Raw genomic sequence first — 9,393 nt, 5'->3', positions numbered from 1 at the left:
CAAATTTGTGAGCGCCGCCAGGGCACTGACGTCGCTGACCGCCGTGTTGTCGAGGTAGAGGGAGGCCAAGTTTGTGAGCGCCGCCAGGGCGCTGATGTCGCTGACCGCCGTGGGGATGTAGAGGACGGTCAAGTTTGTGAGCGCCGCCAGGGCGCTGACGTCGCTGACCGCCGTGTTAGTGAGGTGGAGGGTGGTCAGGTTTTTGAGCGCCGCCAGAGCGCTGACGTCGGTGACCGCCGTGTTTTCGAGGGCGAGGAAGGTCAAATTTGTGAGCGCCGCCAGGGCACTGACGTCACTGACCGCCGTGTTGTTGAGGGTGAGGGTGGTCAAGTTTGCGAGCGCCGCCAGGGCACTGACGTCGCTGACTGCCGTGTTGTTGAGGTGGAGGGTGGTCAAGTTTGTGAGCGCCGCCAGGGCGCTGACGTCGCTGACCCCCGTGCCTGCTAAACTCAAATACGACAGGCTCGTTAATTCACCAAGGGCGCCAATGTCTGACAGGTGAGAAAGCCCGTTGAGAGCCAAGTGAGTGACGCTGTTGAATTGGGCACCGCGCGGCAGCGCGGAAATTCTGCATGCCACAGGTGGGGGAACCTTATCGACGTCGAATTCATGTTCTGGAAAACGGCGGCTCGCCAACCATCGCCAGAAGCCATGGCATTGCATCGGGTCCAGGCATTGCACCAGTTCAAAGGCCACGTCCCGGTTTGGATTGTCGGCATAATGAAGGGCCAATTGCTGTTTTGCCGCTGGAGTGCCGATCAGACGCAGGCACAAGGCGGCAGCCGCTGCGGTCTCCACCGGCCAATCGGCCCGATATCGCAAGGCCTCAACATCCACCCCTTCCATGGAGGCGAGCTTTTCTGCCTCCCACCGGTTGGTCGGGGGGAGGAGGTCGTGTTTCAATGCGTCAATCTGCATACGCAATTCCGGCGCCAGTTGCGTTGCGCCTGACGCGCAGGCCAGGGCCAGATAGCCCAGGGATCGTTTGAGCAGGTCCGGTCGTTCCCGACGGTCATCGCGCCGGTTGAATGCAACCAGAGCTTTGACTCGCGTCAGCAGGCCGTTCCGCCTAGCCAACAGGGCGGCGATCAGACGATCCGCCGTCTTGGGCTTGGTGGGCAGGGCTGTCATGAATTGCACCACCTCGTCCCAGGTGGCGTCGGGCAGACGGCGGACGGCGTCCTTTTCCTGTTGATCCTCCGCCGCGGCAACAGCAGCCAGATACTCCTTCAGTTTGTTATGGGCGAAATCCACCTTGTCATTCTGCGGACGGCGGATGACGCCGCTTCGTTCGCAAAGCGCGATCAGGACGCGCTGCGGATCCGCCGCCAGCGCCGGGTCCAGGTTGAACCGGGGCAGCTTGTCCGCCAGCAATTGACAGGCATCGGTGAAATCCATCTCGGAATCACCATTACGGACCATGCTGTCGGCGATGTCGGTAACCAATTGCCGACGGACTGATGGTTTCAGGCTGTCATAATCTGGTGATCCTTTCACCGACTGTTCGGCATCCCGCTGGTGCAGCAGCATTTCCACCATATCCTCGCACAGGCCGGCGGCCGTGGAGGGCAGGGCAGGGCCGCGCGCCTGATGCAGGGCGCAGACCATGGCGCACAGCAGCGGATTGCTGGTCAACTGCCGCAATACGGGCTTGCGCTCGATCTCCTGTTTCAAGGCCTGCGCCTTCTCCGCCGGTGCCGGCAGACGCTTGGCCCCGACGGCGCGGGACGCCGCTTCATACCAAAGATCGATCAACCGCACCCTGTCCTCTGCGGACAGCGGGTCCAGTTCGATCATGCGGAAGTCGGTCAGCCGCGATTCCAGGCCGGACAGGGCCGCCAGCCGGCTGGTGATGATGCAGGCATTCTGGCTGTCCTTCAGATAGGCATCCCATACAGCCTTCAGCAATTTCGGCCGCCGCGCGGCATCCACCTCGTCCAACCCGTCCAGGATGATCAGCGCCCGACCGGATTGCGTGATGCTGTATACCCAGTTGGCGGGTGGGTCGGGCATGCCGTCGGCATCGGGCAGACCCCAGTCGCGCTGCGGGGGCAAGTGGTCCCCTTGCAGTTTTCGCAGCCGGATCATGAAGGGGATGCGCAGGCCCCAATCGACAGGGGACGGACCGGCTTCGTCCGTCTTTTCCCTGGTGTTGGAGCGGTCGGTCACCCGCCCGGCCGCCGCCGCCATTGCAATCCAGCGCACCAGCGTCGTTTTGCCGGAACCCGCATCGCCAGCGATGACGATACGCAATGGCGCCCGCCGATCCAGCCGGTCCAGCATGTCGGGTGCGGCGATGCCGGCGGCGGCACCATTTTCCCGCATGGACAGGGTGACGAAGGTCTGTGTCAGGGGCAGTTGCTTGACATCCTCCTCCACCTTGCCGGGCGGCATGCCGAACAGGGCCGTTTCGTCACAGGTCCGGGCCAGAGCCCGGCGATAGGCCCTTTCATAATCGTCCCACGCCTCCTGCCGCGCGGCGCGTTCGGTGACCAGCAGTTCCAGAATATGCTGGAGCTGTCGAAGCTGCTCCAGTTCCACCGCCGGCTGCCAGTTCGGCAACTTGTCGAGATAGCCCAGCAATGCCTCGGCAATAATCAGCAGGGCGGCCTCATAAGCCTTCTGTGCGGCGGTATCGAACAGCGATTGTCCCCGCAACACTTGCCAGCGCGCATCCTTTTCCTGGAATCGCCGCGCGATGTCGGCCGGGCAGATGCTGCCCCGGATCAGGGTCTTCACATCGTCGATCTGCTCCCGGATTAGCAGCGACAGATGATCCGCCAGATGTTCAATGGCGCCGCCGGACAACCCGGTCAGACAGGGATCAATCCGCCGGGCGATGTCGCCGCCAATCTTCTGGAACTGGCTTTCCAGCCGCTGCCTGCCGACGCGGTCCGCCCATTGCCCGCCCAGGATGTCGATCACCCCGCCGGTCAGGGCCACACCCACCTTGTTCTCGATCCACAAACCCGCCAGCGCCTTGGCGACGGGGATGCCCAGCTTGTTGATCAACAGCGTGACGGTGGCAGACATTTGTATGCAACTCTCCCGGCTATAACCGGATCAGGATACAGGCAATATCGCCAACCACGCCACACTGTCCCGCGCCCTGTCACAGCCCCCCTGCAAAACTTTCCCCCCTGTCTGCCTCACAAATCGGCTATTGAACCCGCTTGGTCCGCGTCCAGCCGTCAGAAGTGCCCCATGCCCGACAATATCCTTGAAGCCGAAGTCGCCAAGCGCCGTACCTTCGCCATCATCGCGCACCCCGATGCGGGTAAGACGACGCTGACGGAAAAGCTGCTGCTGTTCGGCGGGGCCATTCAGATGGCGGGGGCGGTGAAGGCGCGCGGCGAGCAGCGGCGTGCCCGGTCGGACTGGATGAAGGTGGAGCGGGAGCGCGGCATCTCCGTCACGGCGTCGGTGATGAATTTCGATTATGCCGGCCGCACCTTCAATCTGGTCGACACGCCGGGCCACGAGGACTTTTCCGAGGACACCTATCGCACGCTGACCGCCGTGGACAGCGCCGTCATGGTCATCGACGCCGCCAAGGGCATCGAAAGCCAGACGCGCAAGCTGTTCGAGGTCTGTCGCATGCGCGATGTGCCCATCGTCACCTTCGTCAACAAGATGGACCGCGAGGCGCGCGATCCGTTCGAGCTGATGGACGAGGTGGAACGCGATCTGCAGCTGGAAGTGACGCCCGCCTCTTGGCCCATCGGTTCGGGGTCGGATTTCCGGGGCTGTTATGACCTGATCCGCGACCGCTTGATCCTGATGGATCGCCGTTCGGGCGACGTGATGACGGATGGGATCGAATGCCACGGCATCGACGATCCCAAGATCGACGAACTGATCCCCGCCGACCAGGCCGCCAAGCTGCGCGAGGACGTGGCGATGGTGCGGGAACTGTGCCCGCCCTTCAACCTGGAAACCTATCGCGAAGGCCACCAGACGCCGGTCTTCTTCGGCTCCGCCATCAATAATTTCGGCGTGCGCGAGCTGCTGCTGGGTCTGGCCGAATATGCCCCGCCACCGCGTCACCAGAAGGCCGATGGCCGCATGGTGGAACCGGACGAGGGCAAGGTCACCGGCTTCGTCTTCAAGGTCCAGGCCAATATGGACCCCAACCACCGCGACCGCATCGCCTTCTTCCGCCTCTGCTCCGGCCATTTCAAGCGCGGGACCAAGCTGAAGCATATGCGCAGCGGCAAGATCCTGGCCGTCAACAATGCCGTGCTGTTCCTGGCCCGCGACCGTGAACTGGCCGAGGATGCGTTCCCCGGCGACATTATCGGCATCCCCAACCATGGCACCCTGCGCATCGGCGACACACTGACCGAGGGCGAGGAACTGCGCTATACGGGCGTGCCCAGCTTCGCCCCGGAACTGCTGCAGCGCGTGCGCCTGGACGACCCGATGAAGGTGAAGCACCTGCGCAAGGCGCTGGAGCATTTCGCCGAGGAGGGGGCGAGCCAGGTGTTCAAGCCTGTCGTCGGTGCCGACTGGGTCGTCGGCGTCGTCGGGCAGTTGCAGTTCGAGGTGCTGGCCGCGCGCATCGAGGCCGAATATGGCATGAAGGCCCGGTTCGAAACGGCGGGTTACGACGCCGCCCGCTGGGTGGAAAGCGATGATCCGATTGCGCTGAAGAACTTCATCGACAGCCGTCGGGCCGACATCGCCGAAGACCATGACGGCGCCCTGGTCTATCTGGCCCGCAATGGCTGGCAGTTGAACCGCGCGCAGGAGGATTTCCCCGAACTGCGCTTCCTGAAGACGCGCGAGCAGAACAAGAGCGTGACGACGGTGGCGGCCTGATCGGGCCGCCATGATGCATCCTGTCAAAGCACGTTCAGCAGATACAGAATGATAATGATAGAGATGGGAATCCCCAGGGCCCAAAGCAGGATGCCGCGCATATCGTTTCTCCATTGACCAGGGTTGGTCACCTGAAGAGAACGGCGCCAAGGGCAAATGGTTCACTTGCCCGATGATGAAAGCTTTAACAATCCCGGTCCGGGCCTGAAGGAACGGGTGGACACCGGACCGGCGACCACCCGCAATTCCTATCGGGCAGCGATGCTGACCGTGATCGTGTCGCCATAGCTGCCGGCCAGCGCCTGGGCCTTGGCCGGCAGGCTGACCTTGAAGGATTTGGTCGAGACGGTCTTCTTGGCGCTTTTCCGGGTCAGGACGACTGGCGTGGCGAGCGACCGCGTGCCCGAATTGTCGTACTGCACCGTATAGGGTGCCCGTGCGCCGCCTTCATTCACCAGGGCACCGGCATTGGCCGATGACAGGGTGATGGTGAAGCCGTTGCCGCGGTTGCACTTTTCCCCGACCGATCCGATGGTCAGACCGGAATTGCCCTTCACGATGTCGACATTGGTGACGGTCTGCGTCACCACGACGTAACAGATGCTTTCCATGCTGCCCCTAAGGGCAACGCCGCCACTGGCCGCCGACTGCGCTGGCAATGTCGCGGCCAAGGGCAGCAGGGCGCAGACAAGCGCTCGCCCCACGCCGCATGTCCATTGTCTCATTGTCTTTACTTTCGGTTCTTGGGGCCATTCTGGCCGCTTTTTCATGCCGGCTCTTACCGGTCGAAGCCTGACTAAGCAACGTTGATGCCGACGCCAATTCCGACCTGATCCTTGCAATATGCAAAGTTCCCTGACTTTCGAAATGGATTGCAGTTGCATGGTGCAATGAATGCCGTTTGCATAGTGCAATCACGCCACTGCTCCTTCCCCTCTTCCATCATTTCGGTTATGACAAGGTTGTCAGTAAGCATTGCGCAGACGAATGACGGGTGCGGCTGATGATCCATCGGGAGGAAGCGACGAATGGTGCAGTCCTTCTCACGCCGACAGGCGTTTTGGCTGGCCGCGGGTCTGACGGGTACCGGCCGGATGGCTCTGGCCGCCATGCCGCGACCGTGGCGGTCCCTTATTCCGGCGACTGCGGCGCCGGACGGCACCATCCCCGGCTGGCGCCCGCTGGGCGGGCGGGCGACGTTCAGCCTGGAGGGTGGGCAGATCGTTGGGCGATCCGTCGAAAAATCGCGGAACAGTTTTCTGACGACGCTGGAGACGTTCGACGATTTCATCCTGGAATTCCAGGTGAAGACCGATCCGCGCCTGAATACCGGGATGATGATCCGGTCGGAAAGCCGCGCCGATTACCGCGACGGTGTCGTTCACGGCTATCAGGTGGAAATTGATCCGTCGGACCGGCGCTGGACAGGCGGGATTTATGATGAGGAGCGGCGGCTGTGGCTGAACAGCCCGGCACATCGGCCCGACACCTTGGCCGCCTTCCGCTCCGGTGACTGGAACCATCTGCGGGTGGAAGCCATCGGCCCCCGCATCCGCACCTGGCTGAACGGAAATCCTGCAGCCAACCTGCTGGACGATCTGACCCCGCGCGGCTTCTTCGGCCTGCAGGTCCATGATATCGGCGCCGATCCGGCCAATGCCGGGATGGAGGTGCGGCTGCGTGAGATGCGCATCATCACCGATCGCCCGGCACGTTTCGCCACGCCCATCGATGCCAGCAACGAACAGGATTTCATTGCCAATCATCTGAGTGCCGAACGCCGCGCCCTGGGCTGGCGCCTGCTCTGGGATGGGCGGACGGCAGCCGGCTGGGCGGGATTGTCGGCGGCGGGGTGGGGCATCGGCGATGGGGTCTTGCGGGTGCAGGGGCCGGCGACGCCCGCGCTGACGGCCGACCCGTTCACGGCGTTCGAGCTGGAACTGGATGTGCTACTGTCCGAGGGGGCGGAGGGAAGCATCGATTATGCCCATGGCGCCTGCTACCGGCTGGCCCAGGGGCCGAAAGGGCAGGGAATGATGGCGACGGGTTCTCTCTTGGATCAGGTGCCAGCCCGCAACCTCACCGACCCTAACCCGGAAAAGCCGTCTGTGAAGCCGCCGGATCTGTGGAACCGGGTGCGTATCCGCGCGACGGGGGAACGGGTGGAACATTGGCTGAACGGATCAAAGCTCGTCGATGCCTCCCTTGCGGGAACGGGCATGGCGGGGCCCGGCCCCATCGTGCTGCGCGGTGACCGGGGCCCGATGGCCTTCCGATCCCTGCGCATCCGGCCGCTGACGGGGGCCGGAGGATGAACCGGCGGGAAGCCTTGCTGGGCGCCATCGCCCTTGTCGGGGGATCGGTCGCCTCCTCCGCCCTGCCGGCCGGAGCCTATATCGGTACCATCGTGCCGGCGGGCGGCGCCGGCCGCCTTTTCACAGCCACCGAGATGGCGACGCTGGCGGCGGTGGCGGAGACCATGATCCCGGCCACCACGGCGCCGGGAGCGATGGCGGCCAATGTCCATGGCGTCATTGATGGACTGATGCTGGACTGGGCCTTGCCGGCCACGCAGGCCCAGTTCCGGGCAGCCTTGGCCACGATCGACAGGCTGGCAGGGGAAACAGGGTTCTGCGGATTGGCGGTGGCGGAACGGCTGACCGTGCTGACCCGCCACGACACCGATGCCTTCAAGGGGCAGGGGCCCGCACATCTCGCCTATCGCCGGCTGAAGCAATTGATCTACCTCGCCTATTTTACCTCGCAAGGGGCAGACCCGGACTATGTCCTGGTGCCCGGCGCCTATCATGGCGACCTGTCACAAGCACAGTTGCGCGATCTGGTGCGGGAGCATGGCTGATGGATTGGGATGCGATCGTCATCGGTTCCGGCATCACCGGCGGCTGGGCTGCCAAGGAACTGTGTGAGGCCGGGCTGAAGACCCTGGTCATCGAACGGGGCCGCCATATCGACCATGCCGGCCCCGACTACACCGATTTCCAGGCCCCATGGGAGGTGGAGTTCCGCAACCTGGTGCCGGAGAGCTATCCTGACCATGGCTGGCGGCAGCTGCGGGACAAGGGTGACTGGATCTATAAGATGCAGCACCTGCAGTTCTTCGCCGACACCGAGACCTACCCCTTCTCCTATCCCGATGACCGGCCCTTCATGTGGACGCGCGGATACCAGTTGGGCGGGCGGTCGCTGACCTGGTATCGGCAATCCTATCGCTGGAGCGACGCCGACTTCACGGCCAATGCCCGTGACGGGCATGGTGTGGACTGGCCCATCCGCTATGCCGATCTGGCTCCCTGGTATGATCATGTGGAAGCGTTCGCCGGCATATCCGGGTCGATGGAGGGGCTGGAGGAACTGCCCGATGGGGTGTTCCAGCCACCGTTTGAGATGAATTGCGCCGAACGCAGCATAGCCGACCGGTTGGGGCAAAGCCGGCCGGACGTGCGCATGATCATCGGCCGTACCGCCAACATGACAGCCCCGACCGAAGAACAGCAGGCATTGGGACGGGGCCCCTGCCAGGCCCGTTCGCATTGCAGCCGTGGCTGTGGCTATGGCGCCTATTTCAGCAGCCTGTCGGCGACCCTGCCAGCGGCACGGCGCACGGGCAACCTGACCATCCTGACCGACCGCATCTGTCACAGCCTGGATCATGACCCGGCAACGGGCCGGGTGACAGGCGTGCGGACCATCGGTGCCAACGATCTGGTGACAGAGACGCACCGCGCCCGGCTGGTCTTCCTCTGCGCTTCCACCATCGGATCGGCGCAGATCTTGTTGAATTCGCGCAACGATGCCCGTCCGCGGGGGCTGGCCAATGGCAGCGATGCCGTGGGCCGGTATCTGATGGACCATGTCGGCGGCGCCTGGGCGGCGGGCCGGGTTCCGGGCCTGCTGGACCGGTATGAATATGGGCGGCGGCCCAACGGCATCTATATCCCCAATTACCGGTACAAGGCGTCCCGCCCCGGCGATGGCTTCATCCGCGGTTTCGGTTTCCAGGGTGGGGCGGCGCGCGGCCGGGCCCTGGCCGGTGCCGGCAATGGCCCCGGCATCGGCGCCAAGGTGAAGGACGCCGCCACGGCATACGGCCCCTGGACGATCCGCATCGACATGTTCGGGGAAATGCTGCCCCATGCCGACAACCGCGTGACCCTTCATCCGACGAGGAAGGATCGTTGGGGTATTCCGCTGGCGCATCTGGATTGCACCTTGCGCGAGAATGAACGGGCCATGATCGCGCAGGCCAAGGTGGAGGCCGCGGACATCCTGCAGGCGGGTGGGTGCGAGGATGTGGCCGCTGGTGCCCGTTTCGACCTGCCCGTCGGGTCGAAGACGCATGAGATGGGCACCGCCCGCATGGGGCGCGACCCGGCGACATCGGTGTTGAATGGCTGGAACCAGGCGCATGAGGTGGCAAACCTGTTCATCACCGACGGCGCCTGCATGGCGTCCAGCGGCACGCAGAACCCCTCCCTGACCTATATGGCCCTGACGGCACGCGCGGCCCACCATGCCGTGGACCTGCTGAAACAGGGTGTGCTCTGATGATCG

At 63.9% G+C, this 9,393-nt stretch carries 6 protein-coding genes; 4 read left to right on the top strand and 2 right to left on the bottom strand.

Going from position 1 to position 9,393, the window contains the following annotated elements; translation table 11 throughout:
* Window positions 1–3,033, bottom strand: a 3,033-nt coding sequence (locus tag ACODTW_RS19445; RefSeq protein ID WP_488947725.1) for an NACHT domain-containing protein, incomplete at its 3' end; no start/stop codon positions are given.
* Window positions 3,034–3,204: 171 nt separating this feature from the next.
* Between ACODTW_RS19445 and ACODTW_RS19440 the strand changes: the two genes are divergently transcribed.
* Entirely contained in the window at window positions 3,205–4,821 is a 1,617-nt protein-coding gene (locus ACODTW_RS19440; RefSeq protein ID WP_488947724.1) for a peptide chain release factor 3, read from the top strand.
* Between the two features lie 248 nt (window positions 4,822–5,069).
* Here the strand turns inward: ACODTW_RS19440 and ACODTW_RS19435 are convergent, their stop codons facing one another.
* Complete coding sequence (locus tag ACODTW_RS19435; protein ID WP_488947723.1) at window positions 5,070–5,525, bottom strand: hypothetical protein; 456 nt, start codon at window positions 5,523–5,525, stop codon at window positions 5,070–5,072.
* A 324-nt stretch (window positions 5,526–5,849) separates the two neighbouring features.
* On the opposite strand from ACODTW_RS19435, the gene ACODTW_RS19430 reads away from it, so the two are divergent.
* The 3 genes from ACODTW_RS19430 to ACODTW_RS19420 are packed head-to-tail and all read left to right on the top strand — an operon-like array spanning window position 5,850 to window position 9,387.
* The gene (locus tag ACODTW_RS19430; RefSeq protein WP_488947722.1) at window positions 5,850–7,136 is read left to right on the top strand and encodes a 3-keto-disaccharide hydrolase; all 1,287 of its coding nucleotides are present in this window, start codon (window positions 5,850–5,852) and stop codon (window positions 7,134–7,136) included.
* A complete protein-coding gene (locus ACODTW_RS19425; RefSeq protein WP_488947721.1) occupies window positions 7,133–7,681 on the top strand; it encodes a gluconate 2-dehydrogenase subunit 3 family protein in 549 nt (182 codons plus the stop codon). The genes ACODTW_RS19430 and ACODTW_RS19425 overlap by 4 nt, the downstream gene beginning before the upstream one ends.
* Window positions 7,681–9,387 (top strand): GMC oxidoreductase, encoded by a 1,707-nt coding sequence (locus tag ACODTW_RS19420; protein WP_488947720.1) that lies wholly within the window; start codon window positions 7,681–7,683, stop codon window positions 9,385–9,387. The genes ACODTW_RS19425 and ACODTW_RS19420 overlap by 1 nt, the downstream gene beginning before the upstream one ends.
* The last annotated feature ends 6 nt before the right edge of the window (window positions 9,388–9,393 follow it).

The organism is Niveispirillum sp. FG148, from assembly GCF_057809655.1.
This window is presented reverse-complemented; position numbering and strand designations above follow the sequence as displayed.